Consider the following 16855-nt stretch of genomic DNA (forward strand, 5'->3'; position numbering starts at 1 on the left):
GCCCCTGAATCTCAGGTAGCGGAAACCGTAGTTCTATGAGTAACGACATGGATACTGACAACGTCTCGTCGGAAGCCGAAGAAGAGGTTTCTCCGGAGCCTGAACGAGACGAATCCAGAGATGAACTCGGCAGTGATGTCGAGGTCGGGGCCGAGTCGGCGGTTGTCAAAGCGGACGAAGACAGCCTGCTTGGTGGCCTGCAAATCACGTCCACAGAGGACATTGAAATCCCCGACAGATTGGTCGATCAGGTCATCGGCCAGGACCACGCCCGAGACGTCATCATGAAAGCCGCCAAACAGCGGCGTCACGTCATGATGATTGGCTCGCCGGGTACGGGCAAATCGATGCTCGCAAAGGCGATGAGTGAACTCCTGCCAAAAGAGGAGATGCAGGACGTCCTCGTCTACCACAATCCGGATGACGGCAACGAGCCAAAGGTCCGCACCGTCCCCGCGGGCAAGGGTGAACAGATTATTGAAGCACACAAGGAGGAAGCCAGAAAGCGCAACCAGATGCGCTCGTTCCTCATGTGGATTATCATCGCCATCGTGATTGGCTACTCGCTGCTCGTCGCCCAGCAGATTCTGCTCGGCATCCTCGCAGCGGGTGTTGTCTATCTCGCCTTCCGGTACGGCAGCCGGTCGAGTGACGCGATGATTCCGAACCTGCTGGTCAACAACGGCGACACGAAGAGCGCGCCGTTCGAGGACGCAACGGGTGCCCACGCGGGTGCACTGCTCGGTGACGTGCGCCACGACCCGTTCCAGTCCGGTGGGATGGAGACGCCGAGCCACGACCGCGTCGAGGCTGGTGCCATCCACAAGTCGAACAAAGGCGTGTTGTTCATCGACGAAATCAACACGCTCGACATTCGCTCCCAGCAGCACCTCATGACGGCGATTCAGGAGGGCAAGTTCGCCATCACGGGCCAGTCCGAGCGTTCCTCGGGTGCGATGGTCCAGACCGAACCCGTCCCGACTGACTTCGTCATGGTCGCCGCCGGGAACCTTGACGCGATGGAGAACATGCACCCCGCACTCCGCTCTCGTATCAAAGGGTACGGGTACGAGGTGTACATGGACGACTCTATCCGCGACTCCCCCGAGATGCGCCGCCGGTACGCCCGGTTCGTCGCACAGGAAGTCGCCAAGGACGGTCGCCTCCCACACTTCACGGAAGACGCCATCAGCGAGGTCATCCTCGAAGCCCGCCGTCGCGCGGGCCGGAAGGGTCACCTGACGCTGCGCTTCCGTGACCTCGGTGGCCTCGTCCGCGTCGCGGGTGACATCGCCCGCGCCGAGGATGCACAGGCAACCACGCGCGACCACGTCCTGCAGGCAAAACAGCGCTCGCGCTCCATCGAGCAACAGCTGGCAGACCAGTACATCGAGCGCCGCAAGGACTACGACCTCACCGTCAACGAGGGCGCAGTCACTGGCCGCGTCAACGGGCTTGCGGTCATGGGAGAGGACTCCGGTATCGTCCTCCCCGTGATGGCAGAAGTGACGCCATCGCAAGGCCCCGGCCGGGTCATTGCGACTGGCCAGCTCCAGGACATCGCAGAGGAAGCCGTCCAGAACGTGAGCGCCATCATCAAGAAGTTCTCTGACGAAGACATCTCGGAGAAGGACATCCACATCCAGTTCGTCCAGACCGGACAGGGTGGGGTCGACGGTGACTCCGCCTCTATCACGGTTGCGACGGCCGTCATCTCCGCGTTAGAAGACATCCCCGTCGAGCAGAACCTCGCGATGACGGGCTCGCTCTCGGTTCGTGGCGACGTGCTCCCCGTCGGTGGGGTGACCCACAAAATCGAGGCTGCCGCGAAGGCTGGCCTCACGAAGGTCATCATTCCGTCTGCAAACGAGCAGGACGTCATGATCGAAGACGAGTACAAAGAGCAGATTGAAATCATCCCGGTCAGCCACATCAGCGAAGTGCTCGAAGTCGCACTCGCGGGCGAACCGGAGAAAGATTCGCTCGTCGACCGCTTGAAGAGCATCACCGGACAGGCGCTCGACAAGTCGGGCCGTCCCGGACCCGGTAGCCCGAGCCCGAACTAAGGCCGTGGCTAGGTGGGCGGCGTTTTCGGGACTCGTCGCCCTCATTTTACTGCTCTTATTATCGCTCTCCTACGCCTCGCGTTCGGTCGTGAGCGAGGAGGATGAACCTGAACCGACACAGAACCTCTCGACGGGCTTGTTGCTCGTGAATGTCGCCTTCTCACAGGGTATTCTCGGCCTCTTTTTACTCCTCGCGGCGTGGATTGCCCAGATTCCATGGGCTGCACTTGGCGTTCACCTTCCTGATACAGCAACCGTTGGCCTCGGCCTCGGGCTTGGGGCCGTCCTATTTGGCGGCAATCAACTCGGCGCGTGGACTATGCGACGGTTTGGCTTCGACCACGAAAACGACCTCCGCGCCGCGCTCGCGCCGACCACGACGCGCGGCTGGCTGTTGCTCTTACTCGGTGTGTTGCCCATCATCGCAGGCTTCGAAGAACTCCTCTTTCGCGGGGCGCTCGTCGGGGCGTTGAGCGCGGGTTTCGTCGTCTCGCCGTGGGCGCTCGCCGCCTTCTCCTCGCTCGCATTCGCGCTCGGTCACGGCGCACAGGGCGTCGCGGGCGTCGTCGTCACCGGCCTCGTTGGCTTCGTCCTCGCCGCCGCGTTCATAGCCACCGGCAGCCTCGTGGTCGTCGTGGTGGCCCACTATGTCGTGAACGCGCTCGAATTCGTGGTACACGAAGGCATATTGTGAATTACGGCTCGACTCGCACACGCAGCTCGATGCTGTCCGGGTCGTGGACTCGAAGCTCGGAATCGGAATCGTCCACGTCGTAGCCCGCATCGGAAAGACGCGCAGATAGCGCGGCGAGCGCGTCTGCATCTGGAACGACGAGTTCGAACCAGTCAAGGCCGCGGCCCGTCGCCGGTTCGGTGCGGCCGTTCCACGAGTTCGCGCCGATGTGGTGGTGATACCCACCAGCCGAGACGAACAGCGACGATTCGCCGTACGGCGACGGCAGCCCCACGGGTTCGTCCATGCCGACTACTTCGGTGTAGAACGTCCGCGACGCTGGAATTTGCGACACTTCGAGGTGGATGTGTCCCACGTCGGTGCCCGCGGGCATTCGGCGCTCTGGATCGCCCGCCTCGCGCAGTGACGAAAGCGAGAGCGGGAGCGTGTCCATCCGGAGATTTCCAGCCTCGTCGCGCTCCCACTCCTCACGGGGGCGGTCTACGTACAGTTCGATACCGTTTCCTTCCGGGTCTCTGAGGTAGAGTGCTTCGCTCACGAGGTGGTCTGATGCGCCAGAGAGCTGCCAGTCACGCTCTACGCGCACGAGTGCATCAGCGAGCGCGGCTCGAGTGGGCACGCGAAACGCGGTGTGAAACAGCCCAGTTTCCTCTCGTGTTCGCTTCGGTAGGTCGGTCGCGGTGAGTTCGAGCAACTGCGTCTCACCCACACCGAGGGTGGCTGTCGTGGCCGTCGTTTCGAGCACGTCCAAGCCAATCGTGTCGCGGTAGAAGGACACGAGTTCGTCGAGGTCGGTGACGCGCAGGGCAACGCGGCCAATGTGTGTATCGGGGGCGATAGAATCAGTCATCGAAATTCACCGTGATTGTGTTTGGTAGGGGACGTGTTTGGATAGCCCCATCGCTCGGTGCAACGTGTGTCGCGTTCTGTCCGTCAGAGTCCTTCGAGCGACCGGAGTTTCTGCTCGATTTCCGGCGGTGCGGCGCTCGGTGCGTCGCGCACGCGGTGGTCTGGAATCAAAATCGGCGTCGGATTTTCGTCCAAGGCGGTTCGTACGAGCGTCATATCGTCGTCGTCCTGAGGGTTCAATTCGGGGGTCAGGCGTGCCACCTTCTCGACGGTGTACTGTTCGCCGTACGGGATTTGTCGGACCGTTTCGAGCACTCGTCGGTGAGCGGTGGGCACGGTGAGTGCAATATCGACCGTGGCGAACGACTCACGAACACCTTCTAAATACGCAAAAATGCGGTCGAGAATCGGGTGTTCCGAGGAACTCGCAGCATCGACCGTGTCGGGAAAAGAGACGGAGATGACCCGGTCGCCTGCGACGCCAATCTGAACGTATCGGTCGAGATACTCGGATTCTCGTGCGTAAATACCGGCGGACTCGTCCATAGCAGGTAGAGGGTCGTCACGGACTTGAACATTCGGCACTGACGGCCGGACGGCGCAAGTCTTATGTACAAATCAGTTCATCATTGAACAACAATGGTAGTTAGAGACGAGGTCGCCCCCGAAGTGGCCGCCATTCTCGCCTCCGCTCGCGAGCGAGATGGGGCCACAGAACGGGTGTCCGTCGACCCACGGTCGCTCGAATCGGCGTTTGCAGCCGTCGAGGGCGCCGGTCGGGTGCCACTCATCACGGAGGTGAAACCGACGAGTCCGACGACCGAGGGCGTGCGCGCAGACGACCCGGCCGAACTCGCCCGCGAGATGGTCGCGGGTGGGGCGGCCGCCATCTCGGTACTCACCGAACCCGACCACTTCGGCGGTTCGCTTTCGAATCTCAGCGCCGTCCGCGAAGCGGTGGACGTGCCGGTGCTCCGCAAGGATTTCATCCTCCGCGAGGAGCAACTCGACGCCGCCGAAGCAGACGTTGTTCTCCTCATCGTCCGCTTCGTCGATGATTTGGAAAACCTGCTCACCGCCGCCCGCGACCGCGGCTTTCAGGTGCTCGTCGAAGTCCACACCGAAGCCGAACTGGACGAAGCTCTTGGCGCAGGCGCGGACATCATCGGCATCAACAACCGCGACCTGACCTCGCTCAGCGTCGACCTCGGCACGTTCGAGAAATTGGCACCAAAGGTGCCAGACGACGTGACACTCATCGCAGAGAGCGGGGTGTCGACGCCGGACGACGTGGCGCGGATGCGCGCCGCTGGGGCGGACGGCCTGCTCATCGGAACGGCAATCATGGACGGCGACGTGACTGCAAACACGCGACTCCTCTCACAGCTATGAGCGATTCACCTGCGAAATTTGGCGACTACGGCGGCCAGTACGTCCCGGAAGTGCTGATGCCCGCCATCGAGGAACTGACCGACGCGTACGAACGCTACGTGCTCGAAAACGAAGACGGGTTCATGGACGACTTTCGCGCCCGGTTGCGGGACTTTGGCGGTCGCCCCACGCCGCTCCAGCACGCAGAACAGCTGAGCGCACGCTACGGCACGGAGGTGTACTTAAAGCGCGAAGACCTCGTCCACGGCGGCGCACACAAGCTGAACAACGCGCTCGGCCAAGTGTTGCTCGCCAAGTACATGGGCAAAGAACGCATCGTCGCGGAAACCGGCGCGGGCCAACACGGCACGGCGACGGCGATGGCCGCGGCCCATCTCGGCATGGACTGCGAGGTGTACATGGGTCGCCGAGACATCACCCGCCAGCGCCCGAACGTTTTCCGCATGCGCATCAACGGCTCCAAAGTCAACCCCGTCGACGTGGGCCGCGGAACCCTGAAAGAAGCCATCAATGAGACGATGCGCGACTGGGCGACCAACGTCGAAGACACCCACTACGTTATCGGGTCCGTCGTGGGGCCCCACCCGTTCCCACGGATGGTGCGCGACTTCCAGTCGGTCATCAGCGAGGAAGCGCGCGCGCAAATTCGTGAAAAGACCGGTGGCCTCCCCGACAGCGTCGTCGCGTGTGCGGGCGGCGGGTCGAACACGATGGGCGCATTCCACAACTTCGTCCCCGACGAGGACGTGGCGCTGTACGCTGTCGAAGCCGGTGGCTCCAGTCTCGACGTAGACGAGGAGACGGGCGTTGCGCCGAACTCCGCATCTCTTTCGACTGGGTCAGTCGGCGTGCTTCACGGCGCGCGCACCCGCCTGCTCCAGTCACGAGACGGCCAGATTCTCGAATCGCACAGCATCAGTTCGGGTCTCGACTACGCCGGCGTCGGCCCGGAACTCGCCCACCTCGTCGATACTGGGCGGGTGACGCCCGTGACAGTTCCCGACGACGCCGCACTCGAAGCGTTCCACCGCTTCTCGCAGGAAGAAGGAATTATTCCAGCACTCGAAACGGCCCACGCGATTGCCTACCTCGAAACGGCCGACAACCTCGGGGAGTCGGTCATCGTGAACATCTCCGGGCGCGGCGACAAGGATTTGGAGTCCGTGCTTGAGGAGACGGCAAAGCGCGACCTTGCGAACGCGCCGGAGATGGGGGTGTTCGAATGAGCGAGATTGGCGACGCCTTCCGCGACGGCCCGGCCCTGATTCCGTACATCACGGCAGGCGACCCGGACGCAGAGAGTACGAAAGCACAGGTTCGCGCGCTCGCCCGCGGTGGAGCGGACATCATCGAACTCGGCCTGCCCTTCTCGGAGCCAATCGCGGACGGGCCAACCATCCAGAACGCCATCCAGCGGTCACTCGACGCGGGAATGACGCCACAGTCGTATCTCGACCTGGTGGCCGACCTCGACGTGGCCGTGCCGATTGTCTGCATGACGTACTACAACCTCATCTACCAGTACGGCGACGAACCCGTCCGGGCGTTCGTCGAAGCGGCCGCCGAAGCAGGAATTTCGGGGCTCATCGTCCCCGACCTTCCCGTCGAGGAGTCGGACGACCTGCGGGCGGCCTGCGACGAGTTCGGCCTCGACCTCATCTTCATCGTCGCCCCGACGACGAAAGGCGAGCGCCTAGACCGCGTCATGGAGCAGGTTTCAGGATTCGTCTACGTCCAAGCCCGCCTCGGGACGACCGGGGCGCAGGCGGACGTGAGCACCCAGACCCACGACAGTCTCGGTCGGTTGGCAACGTACGACGTGCCAAAGGCCGTCGGCTTCGGCGTGAGTGAGGGCCACCACGCCCGCGAAATCGTCGCGGCGGGAGCAGACGGGGTCGTCGCCGGAAGCGTCTTCGTCGATCTGATTGGTTCCGGGGAGGATGTCACGTCGAATTTAGAACGAAAAGCGAGAGAACTGGCAGAAGGCGCACGGACTGGATTCGAACAACGTGTGCCGCGACCGGAACGCACATAACTAACGCTTGCCACACACTAACATACTAATGACTATCGGAAAAGCAGCTCGGCTCGAACGCATCGGTACACGGGGTCGATTCGTCATCGTCCCGATGGACCACGGCATTACACTTGGGGCGGTACAAGGCCTCAAAGACATCGAATCGACAATTGATGCGGTCACACGCGGTGGCGCAGATTGCGTGCTCACCCAGAAGGGGATTGCACCACGCGTCCACGGAAACAAAAACGGCAAAGGCTACATCGTTCATCTCAACGCTTCTACGACAATTGGACCGGATTCTAACGACAAACGAATGACGGGCACCGTAGAGGACGCCATCCGCGCGGGTGCAGACGCCGTCAGCCTCCACGTCAACGTCGGCTCTGACCATGAGCCAAAGCAGATGGAAGACTTAGCGCGCGTCACCTCCGAGGCAGACCGCCTCGGCATCCCCGTGCTTGCGATGACCTACGCCCGCGGTCCCGGCATCGACGAACACGACGCAGAAGCCCTCGGCCACGCCGCTCGCTTCGGTGAGGAACTCGGCGCGGACATCATCAAAACCGCCTACTCCGGCGACCCAGAGAGCTTCCGACACGTCACCGAATCGACCCGCCTGCCGGTCGTCATCGCCGGTGGCTCGCGTGGCACTGACTTAGAGACCATCCAGATGGTTCGCGGCGCGATGGACGGCGGTGCGGCGGGCGTCTCGATGGGCCGGTCTATCTTCCAACACGAGAGTCCAGAAGCAATCGCCCGTGCGGTCACCGACGTCGTCCACAATGACGCCCCCGCGGACAAAGCCCTCGAACGCGCTGGCCTCGCCGTCAAAGCCTGAGCCCGACACACTGTTTCTCTCGAAATCCCCATACAGAGCGGCCGCACTGAAATCGGGCGGTGAGACGGAAGTGCCACTTCCGCCACGTTCAAGAATCCCCGCCGCGAGCGTCAAAGTATGACACGCTCCGTATGGCTCAAAGCCGACGACACCGTCGGCGACTGGGAGGCGCGACGAAAACGAATCACCGCCGGACTCGAAGCCGGTGTCGACTGGGTGCTCGTCGATAGCGAGGACGTTTCGAAAGTCCGCGAACTCGGTCAGGTGAACGTCGCGGCGTTCGCAAACGGCGACGTCCACGTCATGGACGCAGAACCCGACGCCGTCGAAGACCTCCCCGACGTGACCATCGTCGGCAAAGAAGGCGAAGGCGACGGCACGGTCGACCTCCCCGCTGATTTCTCTGGCTCTGCTGACCTCTCTACCCTGCGTCGGAGCGACGACCGCGCCCACGGCGCGTACGTCCGCATCCTGAACAAAGAGTACGAGGCGTTCGCAGAAGCCGCCGCCCACGACGCAGAGTACACCATCGTCATCGGTGAAGACTGGACCATCATCCCGCTCGAAAACCTCATCGCTCGGATTGGTGAGGAGACCGAACTCGTCGCAGGCGTCCAGACCGCAGAGGAGGCCAAAACCGCGTTCGAGACGCTCGAACTCGGCGCTGACGCCGTGTTGCTCGACACCGACGACCCGGACGAGATTCGCCGGACGGTCGATGTGCGCGACGAATCAGAGCGCGAATCGCTCGACCTCCAGTGGGCGACCGTTACCGCCGTCGAACAGACCGGCTCTGCAGACCGCGTCTGCGTCGATACCGGGTCGCTGTTCGAACACGACGAAGGCATGCTCGTCGGCAGCATGAGCCGCGGGCTGTTTTTCGTCCACGCAGAGACCGCGGAGTCGCCGTACGTCGCTTCCCGGCCGTTTCGGGTGAACGCCGGGGCGGTTCACGCCTACGTCCGGACGCCAGACGGCGGCACGAAGTACCTTGCCGAACTCAAAAGCGGCGACGAGGTGCAGGTCGTCGACACGGCGGGGCACACCCGCGAGGCCATCGTCGGACGGGCGAAAATCGAGAAACGTCCGATGTTCCGCGTCGAGGCCGAAACGCAAAGCGGCGACCGTATCGAAACCCTCCTCCAGAACGCAGAGACCATCAAAGTCGCCACATCTGAGGGTCGCAAGGCAGTCACCGACCTCGCCGTCGGCGACGAGGTGAAAATCTACTACGAGGACACGGCTCGCCACTTCGGGGAAGCCGTAGAAGAGAGCATCATCGAGAAATAATCAGTTTGCGTCGTCGCCCATCGTGGGCGGCAATTCCGTCGTACACCAGTGACAGAAGTCGAGTTCGGGGTCGATGTCCCGACCACACGACGGACACCGCGTCCCCTCGACGACGGCTTTGACCGCCTGATTTTTCGTTGCCGCGAGCCGGTAGGCGTCAATCATGCTCAGCAGCGTGATGAACAGCACCGTAAACGCCGCTTCGAGCGACAGCTGCTCGCTCGCGCGAGTGAGCGCAGCAATCGAGAGGTCGGCCGTCTGGACGGCCTGTTCTGGAATGACGAACGACGCCGTTGCAATCATCAACCCGAACCAGAGCAGTGCTCTGAGCCATTCACGGATGTAGACGTGACCAAGGCCGGGATAGACGAACGCCAACAGCGCCGCAAGCCACGGGCGCTTACGCGAGGTTTGCCCCATTACTTCCTCCGTCTCGGTTGTCACCGTTTGTTAAACTTCCGAAGGTCACTGTCTCAGTCATTGCTGTCGAGTTTGTCTACGAGCATGCGCATCGTTTCGAGATCGTACTGGCCGGGTGCGGTCGCATCTTCCGGCTTAATTGGGGCATAGCCAATCCGCGACCCATACAGCGGCGCGACGACGCGTGAGTGTCTGCCCACCTCACCCATCGCCATCGTCGCTACGGCGCGGCCGTTCGCATCGAACGTCCGGGTGGCGAACAGCACGTCGAGGACGTCATCGAGCGAGGTGGCCGTACACGCGAGTTTCGCCACGTCGCCGTGGTCGCTCGCGGTTTTAAGCAGGTGGCGAAGCTCGGCAATCGGTGGCGTCGCCTCGAAATCGTGCATCGAGACGATGACGGTCGTCTCCGCCTCGCGGGCGGCCGTAACGACGCGCTCGCCGTCGCCCGATTCGATGGCTTCGAGTTCGATGTCAACCGCGCAGACGGCGTCATGTTCGGCCGCCTCACAGAGCGCGTCGAGGCGGGCTGCGTCGTCTGCGGCCTCGCCGCCTTCCCAGTGGACGCGGTTGGTCGCGATGAGTGGCAACTCACCGTCGTAGTCGCGGAGCGCCGAGCGGGGGTTTGTGGCGAGGTCCATCCGGTATTCGACGGCGTCGGCCACGGGGCGGGCGTCGGGTTCGTCGCTGAGCGTCGCCGTACTCGCGGCGAGGACGAACTCGTCGAAATTCATAGCTGTGTGTACGCGCTCAGATGGAAAAACGTACCCCTATTCGGTGTGGCGCTCGTGGCGGACGAGATAGCCGTCTTCGTGGGGTTCGACCGCGGCGACGTCGTAGAGCAAGATGTTGCGCTCTTGTTTGGTCACGACAGCAAAGTCGTAGTGGGTCGCGTCGTAGTCGAGCGACTCGCCCGTCGCGGCTCTGGCGGTCACGAAGTCGCGGTGGGAGTCGAGTCGGTTTTCGAGTCGTTCGCTGGCGATTTCAGGCGCGTTCTCGACGCGGTCGTCGAAGCGCTCGATGAGGGTTTCGTCGAGTTCGTAGCCCACCGAGTTTCGCCCTGCGACCATCGCTGCGAGCGTGGTCGTGCCGGTTCCCCAAAACGGGTCTAAGACGGTGTCGCCGTACACCGAATACATCTGAATCAGGCGCAAGGGAATTTCGAGCGGGTAGGCTGCAGACCGCTCGCGGGTCGCCCCGTCTAGCGACTGCCCGGTTCCCTGTACGTCCGTCCAGAGGTCTGAGAACCACTCGTTTCGCTCCTCCCAGAAGAAGGCGCTCTCGTAGCGTTCTGCACACCCGGGGTCGAACGCGCGGGTGCCGCCGTTTCGAAACACGAGGATGTACTCGTGTTCGAGGGTCGCGTAGGCGTTCGACGGAAGCATGCCAGAGCCCATGAACTTTGTCAGCCGGTTCGAGGGCTTTCGCCAGAGGATGTCGGGGAGGACGGAAAACCCGCGGTCGCGCATGGCGTCGATGACGGCGACGTGATTCGGAAAGAGTTGAAACTCGCCGCCAATCGAGCGGGTGGCGTCGCCGATGTTGATGCAGGCGATGCCACCGGGGCGAAGGACGCGCTTGAGTTCGTCCCAGACCGGGGCGAGGGCGTCGTGCATGGCATCGAAGGCGTCGTCACCCGCGCCCGATTCGAGGTGAGATTCGACCGTCGAATCAAGCGACGAGAACAGCCCATCCCACATCTCTATCATCGGATAGGGCGGGGAGGTGGCGACGAGGTCGACTGCACCCTCGTCTACGTGTGCCATCTCGCGGGCGTCCGACGCGTAGATGGCGTGGTCGGTCTGCATGGACGTACAGTCAGGGGCCTTCCGTACTAGTCTTGCGGTCTCTCGACTCGGCGGTGGTGAAAACGCAAAAATGGTAGTGCCGAACTTACGCCATCGGCACGTCCTGCTCGGCTTCGAGCAGTTCGTGGTAGCGGTTGCGGATGGTGACTTCGCTGATGTCTGCGACTTCGCTCACGGCGGCTTGGGTCGTCTTCTCGTTGGTGAGCAGCGCGGCGGCGTAGACGGCGGCGGCGGCGAGGCCGACCGGCGATTTGCCGCTGTGGACGCCCTGTTCTTTCGCGTTGCGAAGGAGCTGGCGGGCGCGGTGTTCTGCTTCCTCAGAGAGGTCGAGCGAGGAGGCAAAGCGCGGGACGTAGCTCTCCGGGTCGGCCGGGCGCACTTCGAGGCCGAGTTCGCGTACGACGTAGCGGTAGGTGCGCGCGATTTCGCTCTTTTCGACGCGGGAGACCTCTGCAATCTCGTCGAGACTGCGGGGCATGCTTGCTTGGCGGGCGGCGGCGTAGACGGCGGAGGTGGCGACGCCCTCGATGGAGCGGCCGGGGAGGAGGTCTTCGGTGAGCGCACGGCGGTAGATGACGGAGGCGGTCTCGCGAACGTTGTTCGGGAGGCCGAGGGCGCTGGCCATGCGGTCGATTTCGCCGAGCGCCTGCTTCAGGTTACGCTCTTTGGAGTCGCGGGTGCGGAAGCGTTCGTTCCACTTGCGAAGCCGCTGCATCTTCGCGCGCTGGCGGCTGCCGAGGGACTTGCCGTAGGCGTCCTTGTCGCGCCAGTCGATGTTGGTTGACAGTCCCTTGTCGTGCATGGTGTTGGTCGTCGGTGCGCCAACACGCGATTTTTTATCCTTCTCGCGGGCGTCGAATGCGCGCCACTCCGGGCCGCGGTCGATTTCGCCTTCGTCGACGACGAGACCGCAGTCCTGACAGACCGTCTCGCCGTGGGTCGAGTCGGCGACGACCTTGCCGGAGCCACATTCTGGGCAGTCGAGTTTACTGCCCGATTCCTGTTCTTTCTCGCTCTCTTCTTGGTTCGCTCGGGTTCGTGTTCGAGTGTGTTCTCTCATGGGTGTGCGCTGGCGGGGGCTGTCCGGGAAGCGTATCTGGAGAAATCCCGGATGGCTGTCCGTGGCCCGGGCTTCGGACGAAACTTATATAACCGTTTTGGTTTACCTCACCGAACCCGGTCGAAACCAGAAAATATGGCCGTTTCAGGCCAAATCAGCACAAGTGTTATATATTGTCATGGTCGGGCCGCGGATACGAACCACCAAGTGCCCGGCCTGCCACCGCCCTGCTATGCGAGTGGGCGTTGGCAGTCAGAATCCAGTCAAAGTCAGGGCGACCGAACGCGCCGTGGGCGACGTACTCTCCACGACCGTCGACGCCGTCTCGGTCGCCTCAGGCGTGAGCGAACAGCCCTACGGCCTCACCGAAACCATCTCGGGCGCTGAAAATCGGGCGCGTGCGGTGCTTTCCACGGGCGAATACGACCTCGGCGTCGGTATCGAAGGCGGTGTGGCACCCATCGAGGGCGAGCTGTATCTCGTGATGTGGGCGGCCGTCACCGACGGTAAAACTGTGGGCAAAGGCGCAGGCCCGAGTCTCGTGTTGCCGGATTCTATCGCCACACGCATCGAGGCGGGCGAGGAACTCGGCCCGGTCATGGACGACGTGCTCGATATGACCAACGTGGCGAAAAAACAGGGTGCTGCGGGCGCGCTCACGGCGGGCGTCGTCGACCGCGAAGACGCACTGACCCACGCCGTGGCCGGGGCGCTTGGCCCCTTCGTCACTGAACTTTACTAGTTATCGACGGCCTCAACGTCTGGTACGTCGCGGCTCTCTTTGACTGCCGTCGTGAGCGAGACGTTGAGCAGCAACATCGATGCGACGCCGCCGATGACCGTCACGACGTTTTTCACCGCGTGGTCGACGATCGCCGCGCCAAGGGCGAGTTCCCACGAGACGGGGAGCAGGGCGACCACGAGCAGCGAGAACGCCCCTTCGTAGAGGCCGACCCCACCGGGTGAGAGCGGGAGCACTTTCGCCAAGTTCCCGACGCTCACGGCGAAGAAGCCAACCGCGAGCAGCGTCGTGAACGGCAAGGAGACGCCGAAGGCGGCGAACACGAGGACGGCGGTGAGCACGTCGAGCGTCCAGATAAGGAGGCTACTCGCGCCCACGCGGGCGAACGCTCGCTTGTCGTTTGCGACGACCTGTACGTCACCGGCGAACCGCTCTAGGACGCCCGCCACGTAGTCCGCATACGAGTCGTTGCTGATGCGGGTGATGAACGAGCGGACGTAGTTGCTCTCGGTGCGTGCGGAGGCGACGATGAGTGCCGTCGCAGAGATGGCTGCCACGCCGACGAACCCGGCGAGGTAGAGGGCGTATCTCCCGCTGTTGCCCCGTTCGCCACTGATTTGCGTGATGGCTTGGGCGAACCCTTCGACGCTCGTGAAGCCGGTGAGCGCGAGTAGGATGAACACCGACCCGGCGAGCACCGTGATGGTGAGCAAGTCGAACACCCGTTCGACGGCGAGCGACGCGAAGCCGGAGGGATACGGTACTTTCCGCCGGGTTTTCACGACGTAGGCGCGCACCCCGTCACCGAGGCGGGCGGGGAACACGAGGTTCCCGGTCTGGCTGATGAAGATTGCGCCGGTGAGAAAGCCGGTCTTCTCGCGGAAGCCGAGTTTGTCGAGGATGTCCTTATAGCGCGCCCCGCGAAGCGGCCACGAGACGAGGTAGACAAGCGCGGCCACCCCGATGAGGACGGGGTCTGCGCCCTCCATCTCCGTGATGACTTGACTGAAGTCGAGGTATTGGGTCATGAAGACGAGCGCGACGAGGGTGAGCACCGTCCCCGCCGCGAGCGTCGTGGTGCGGTTGATTTTCGGGCTCACGGAGAACTCGTACCAGACGCGCAGAATCTGACTGCCCATCCCGAACACGTCGCGGACGAGGTCCACTTTCGTGTCCTCCATCGGCGTCCAGTCGACGGCGAACTCCTTGATGCGGTAGCCCTTCTTCTGGGCGCGCACGAGGACTTCCGTGTCCCAGAACCAGTGATTGTCCTCTACGTCGTCCATAATCGAGAACAGCGCCTCGCGGTCGAACGCTTTGAACCCACACTGGTGGTCGAGCAAGTCAGAGCGCAGGAACAGCCGCGTGAGGCCGTTAAACCCTTTGCTCGGAATCCCACGCTTTGCGGGGCGGTCTATCTCCTTGCCCGGCATCCACCGCGACCCGGTTGCGATGTCGTACTCGCCGGAGCGAACGCTCTCTACGAGTTCTTCTAGATGCCGCATATCCGTCGCCAGGTCCGTGTCGAAGTACACCAACGTACTGCCGTGGGACGCCTCGAATGCCCGTTCTAACGCGCCGCCGCGGCCGAGTCGTTCGTCTGAGTGGAAGTGGCGAACCGCCGGGTAGGCCGCTTCCATCTCGTCTGCGAGTTCTGGGGTGCGGTCGTCACACCCGTCCTCTGCGACGATGACTTCGAACGAGCCGGGGGGAAGAAATGATGCGAGCGTATCGAGCGTGGTTTTCACCGTGTGCTCGATGGTTTTCTCCTCGTTGTAGGCGGGGAGAACAACGCTCACTTCAACGTCTTGGCTCATTACCCGAATTTCGGCCACCGACTCCTAAAGCACTTCTGGCCTGCGTTCAGCGGCCAGACCAGTCTTCTTCCAGAGTAGTTTTACTGGTCGGGAAGTAGCGTGTCGATGAAGGGGCCAACGTCCGCGCCGACTTGCGATTTCAGGTCGTCCGGCGTCGTGTAGGGTCGATTGACAATGATGTCGCCAGCACGCTGACGGCCAAGCCCGGGAATCGCCATCAGCTCGTCCATCGACGCCTCGTTCACGTCGAGTGGGTGGCAGACGCCCGAAATCGAGCGATAGCCGTGGTCGGTCACCGCGATGTCCACCGACTGCCCGAGTTCGCGTTCGCCCGGTACGGCGACGAGAAGCGGATACGTCCCGAGTTGACGGCCGAACGTCTTGCCGTCTTTGTGGTACTCTAAGTGAACGTTCGGGAGGATGGTTCCCGGCGGCGCGACCCGTTTGAGCATCGGGTTGTCGATCTCTTCGCGCACCTGTGTTTTGTACTTCTTGAACAGCTTCTTGTGGTCTTTGGCGATTGACGCCCCCGTCTCTGACATCTCGGTCCCAGCAAACGCCATGACTTGGCGGATGTTCACCCGACGAACCATCAGCCCCTCGTCGTAGACGCGCCGGAGGAAGTCCAGATTGTGCTGGTAGGTTGCTTTCGTCTCGCCTTTGAGGCCGTGGAGCAGGTTGATACCGGGGAGCAGCTTTGGGAGCCGGGCTGCTGCTTCTTCGCCGTGGGTGGGCGCGACAGACGGGTCTTCGCCGGGTCGCCAGCCCGCCTCTTCGTTGACGATTTTCACCGCCTCGAAACACTGTTCTACGGTGACGTTCAGGTTGTTTTCTTCCTGAACAACGGGGTCTGCGCTTTCGAGGCCGAACGCCGCGGTGTCGCCGGGCGTATTGTGCTTGGCGATAATCCGAATGCCCTCTCTCGACAATTCGGGCCACTTCACGACGGTAATCGGGTTCATATTGTCGAGGTGGAGCGTCCCGAGGTCGGGGGCTACCTCGCGGATGCCGCCGTAGAGGTCGCGCAGGGCGTCTGGGTTCGGCTTCTCACCGTCGCCGCCGAAGGCGAGGATGTCGGCCTGTCGCCCGAGGCGGAAGTGGCGCGCACCGCGGTTGTAGAGCGCCTCGACTTCGCTCACGACCGACTCAGCCGAGCGGAAGGCGGGATTTCCGTAGAGGGGTTCGGTACAGAACGAACACCGGTAGGCACAGCCCCGAGAGGTCTCCATCTCGCAGATGAGGTACTCGGGGTAGTTCGGGTGGTTCTCGATGACGAACGCGCCGTTTGCCGCCCAGCGGTCGATTTCCTCGTTCGAGCGCATCCGGTCGCCAAAGCCTTCGAGACCGCTTTCGACGAGGTCGTGGGCCGCGGCCTCGATGTCGCCTTTGGCGACGAAGTCGTAGTCTAAATCCTTGCGCTCCATGTCGCTGCCGCCCTCGTTCTGTTCGCCGACGCCGAAGCGGATGGGGCCGCCCATGAGCGTCGTGCCCGTCGCGGTCCACGCGAGACGTTTCACTTCGTCGGGTTCTGCGGGCGTCCCGCCGACGTACTTGCCGGGGACGGTCATCCCGCCGACGTAGATGAGCAGGTCTGCTTCCTCCACGTCCTGCCAGTTCATCATCTCGTCGCGGAGGGCGTCGATGGTGTGGTAGGTGATCTGGGCTTCCGGAACCCCGGCGTCTACCAGCGCGCCCGCCGTGTACCGAGGGTACGTCGAGATGTACGGCGGCACGCCGAAGTGCGCCGGTTCGTCGACATAGCCGTCAACGATGGTAACCTGCAGGTCGGCGGGGTCAGTCATTGGGCCTCCTAGCCAGTCGAGCGGTAAAACGGATGCGAAAGCCCTCGCGCTTATACT

16 protein-coding genes are annotated in these 16855 nt (G+C 62.8%); 8 read left to right on the forward strand and 8 right to left on the reverse strand.

The window, feature by feature from the left end:
• Positions 1 to 35: 35 nt before the first annotated feature.
• Positions 36 to 2066, forward strand: coding sequence for an ATP-dependent protease LonB (gene lonB / locus V5N12_RS06265; RefSeq protein WP_332898295.1), 2031 nt, complete (start codon positions 36 to 38; stop codon positions 2064 to 2066).
• A 4-nt stretch (positions 2067 to 2070) separates the two neighbouring features.
• Positions 2071 to 2760, forward strand: a complete 690-nt coding sequence (locus V5N12_RS06270) for a CPBP family intramembrane glutamic endopeptidase (RefSeq protein ID WP_332898296.1) — start codon at positions 2071 to 2073, stop codon at positions 2758 to 2760.
• Between the two features lies 1 nt (position 2761).
• Here the strand turns inward: V5N12_RS06270 and V5N12_RS06275 are convergent, their stop codons facing one another.
• Positions 2762 to 3610: a VOC family protein gene (locus V5N12_RS06275; RefSeq protein ID WP_332898297.1), complete on the reverse strand. Its 849-nt coding sequence runs from the start codon at positions 3608 to 3610 to the stop codon at positions 2762 to 2764.
• Positions 3611 to 3693: 83 nt separating this feature from the next.
• Entirely contained in the window at positions 3694 to 4155 is a 462-nt protein-coding gene (locus V5N12_RS06280) for an MGMT family protein (protein WP_332898298.1), read from the reverse strand.
• A gap of 93 nt (positions 4156 to 4248) precedes the next feature.
• On the opposite strand from V5N12_RS06280, the gene trpC reads away from it, so the two are divergent.
• The 5 genes from trpC to V5N12_RS06305 all read left to right on the forward strand — a co-directional run bounded on the left by trpC (position 4249) and on the right by V5N12_RS06305 (position 9149).
• Positions 4249 to 5001 (forward strand): indole-3-glycerol phosphate synthase, encoded by a 753-nt coding sequence (trpC, locus tag V5N12_RS06285; protein ID WP_332898299.1) that lies wholly within the window; start codon positions 4249 to 4251, stop codon positions 4999 to 5001.
• Positions 4998 to 6227, forward strand: a complete 1230-nt coding sequence (gene trpB / locus V5N12_RS06290) for a tryptophan synthase subunit beta (RefSeq protein ID WP_332898300.1) — start codon at positions 4998 to 5000, stop codon at positions 6225 to 6227. The genes trpC and trpB overlap by 4 nt, the downstream gene beginning before the upstream one ends.
• Entirely contained in the window at positions 6224 to 7036 is an 813-nt protein-coding gene (gene trpA / locus V5N12_RS06295) for a tryptophan synthase subunit alpha (protein ID WP_332898301.1), read from the forward strand. Before trpB ends, trpA begins: the two co-directional genes overlap by 4 nt.
• Positions 7037 to 7064: 28 nt before the next feature.
• Positions 7065 to 7859, forward strand: a complete 795-nt coding sequence (locus V5N12_RS06300) for a 2-amino-3,7-dideoxy-D-threo-hept-6-ulosonate synthase (RefSeq protein ID WP_332898302.1) — start codon at positions 7065 to 7067, stop codon at positions 7857 to 7859.
• 117 nt (positions 7860 to 7976) lie between these two features.
• Positions 7977 to 9149: a 3-dehydroquinate synthase II gene (locus V5N12_RS06305; protein ID WP_332898303.1), complete on the forward strand. Its 1173-nt coding sequence runs from the start codon at positions 7977 to 7979 to the stop codon at positions 9147 to 9149.
• On the opposite strand, the gene V5N12_RS06310 is transcribed toward V5N12_RS06305, so the two are convergent.
• From V5N12_RS06310 to V5N12_RS06325, 4 genes are all read right to left on the reverse strand, one after another.
• Positions 9150 to 9569, reverse strand: a complete 420-nt coding sequence (locus V5N12_RS06310; protein WP_332898304.1) for a zinc ribbon domain-containing protein — start codon at positions 9567 to 9569, stop codon at positions 9150 to 9152.
• A gap of 53 nt (positions 9570 to 9622) precedes the next feature.
• On the reverse strand, positions 9623 to 10303 hold the full coding sequence (locus tag V5N12_RS06315; RefSeq protein ID WP_332898305.1) for a type I 3-dehydroquinate dehydratase: 681 nt from the start codon (positions 10301 to 10303) through the stop codon (positions 9623 to 9625).
• Positions 10304 to 10339: 36 nt separating this feature from the next.
• Complete coding sequence (locus V5N12_RS06320; RefSeq protein ID WP_332898306.1) at positions 10340 to 11377, reverse strand: DNA-methyltransferase; 1038 nt, start codon at positions 11375 to 11377, stop codon at positions 10340 to 10342.
• 85 nt (positions 11378 to 11462) lie between these two features.
• On the reverse strand, positions 11463 to 12437 hold the full coding sequence (locus V5N12_RS06325) for a transcription initiation factor IIB (RefSeq protein ID WP_332898307.1): 975 nt from the start codon (positions 12435 to 12437) through the stop codon (positions 11463 to 11465).
• Positions 12438 to 12669: 232 nt separating this feature from the next.
• Here V5N12_RS06325 and yjjX point away from each other — a divergent pair, with 232 nt between their 5' ends.
• Complete coding sequence (yjjX, locus tag V5N12_RS06330; RefSeq protein ID WP_332898308.1) at positions 12670 to 13179, forward strand: inosine/xanthosine triphosphatase; 510 nt, start codon at positions 12670 to 12672, stop codon at positions 13177 to 13179.
• Here the strand turns inward: yjjX and V5N12_RS06335 are convergent.
• Positions 13176 to 14996 (reverse strand): flippase-like domain-containing protein, encoded by a 1821-nt coding sequence (locus V5N12_RS06335; RefSeq protein WP_332898309.1) that lies wholly within the window; start codon positions 14994 to 14996, stop codon positions 13176 to 13178. The genes yjjX and V5N12_RS06335 overlap by 4 nt on opposite strands.
• Before the next feature lie 80 nt (positions 14997 to 15076).
• On the reverse strand, positions 15077 to 16798 hold the full coding sequence (locus V5N12_RS06340) for a radical SAM protein (RefSeq protein WP_332898310.1): 1722 nt from the start codon (positions 16796 to 16798) through the stop codon (positions 15077 to 15079).
• Between the last annotated feature and the right edge of the window lie 57 nt (positions 16799 to 16855).

The organism is Haladaptatus sp. CMSO5, assembly GCF_036689885.1.
Taxonomy (GTDB): Archaea; Halobacteriota; Halobacteria; order Halobacteriales; family Halococcaceae; genus QDMS2.

Excerpts from the sequence above, each read along its gene's own strand:
- lonB (WP_332898295.1), top strand. The coding sequence starts at position 36 with ATGAGTAACGACATGGATACTGACAACGTCTCGTCGGAAGCCGAAGAA.
- trpB (WP_332898300.1), top strand. The coding sequence starts at position 4,998 with ATGAGCGATTCACCTGCGAAATTTGGCGACTACGGCGGCCAGTACGTC.
- V5N12_RS06320 (WP_332898306.1), bottom strand. The coding sequence starts at position 11,377 with ATGCAGACCGACCACGCCATCTACGCGTCGGACGCCCGCGAGATGGCA.
- V5N12_RS06300 (WP_332898302.1), top strand. The coding sequence starts at position 7,065 with ATGACTATCGGAAAAGCAGCTCGGCTCGAACGCATCGGTACACGGGGT.
- V5N12_RS06275 (WP_332898297.1), bottom strand. The coding sequence starts at position 3,610 with ATGACTGATTCTATCGCCCCCGATACACACATTGGCCGCGTTGCCCTG.
- trpA (WP_332898301.1), top strand. The coding sequence starts at position 6,224 with ATGAGCGAGATTGGCGACGCCTTCCGCGACGGCCCGGCCCTGATTCCG.
- V5N12_RS06305 (WP_332898303.1), top strand. The coding sequence starts at position 7,977 with ATGACACGCTCCGTATGGCTCAAAGCCGACGACACCGTCGGCGACTGG.
- V5N12_RS06325 (WP_332898307.1), bottom strand. The coding sequence starts at position 12,437 with ATGAGAGAACACACTCGAACACGAACCCGAGCGAACCAAGAAGAGAGC.
- V5N12_RS06280 (WP_332898298.1), bottom strand. The coding sequence starts at position 4,155 with ATGGACGAGTCCGCCGGTATTTACGCACGAGAATCCGAGTATCTCGAC.
- V5N12_RS06340 (WP_332898310.1), bottom strand. The coding sequence starts at position 16,798 with ATGACTGACCCCGCCGACCTGCAGGTTACCATCGTTGACGGCTATGTC.
- V5N12_RS06315 (WP_332898305.1), bottom strand. The coding sequence starts at position 10,303 with ATGAATTTCGACGAGTTCGTCCTCGCCGCGAGTACGGCGACGCTCAGC.
- yjjX (WP_332898308.1), top strand. The coding sequence starts at position 12,670 with ATGCGAGTGGGCGTTGGCAGTCAGAATCCAGTCAAAGTCAGGGCGACC.
- V5N12_RS06335 (WP_332898309.1), bottom strand. The coding sequence starts at position 14,996 with ATGAGCCAAGACGTTGAAGTGAGCGTTGTTCTCCCCGCCTACAACGAG.
- V5N12_RS06310 (WP_332898304.1), bottom strand. The coding sequence starts at position 9,569 with ATGGGGCAAACCTCGCGTAAGCGCCCGTGGCTTGCGGCGCTGTTGGCG.
- trpC (WP_332898299.1), top strand. The coding sequence starts at position 4,249 with ATGGTAGTTAGAGACGAGGTCGCCCCCGAAGTGGCCGCCATTCTCGCC.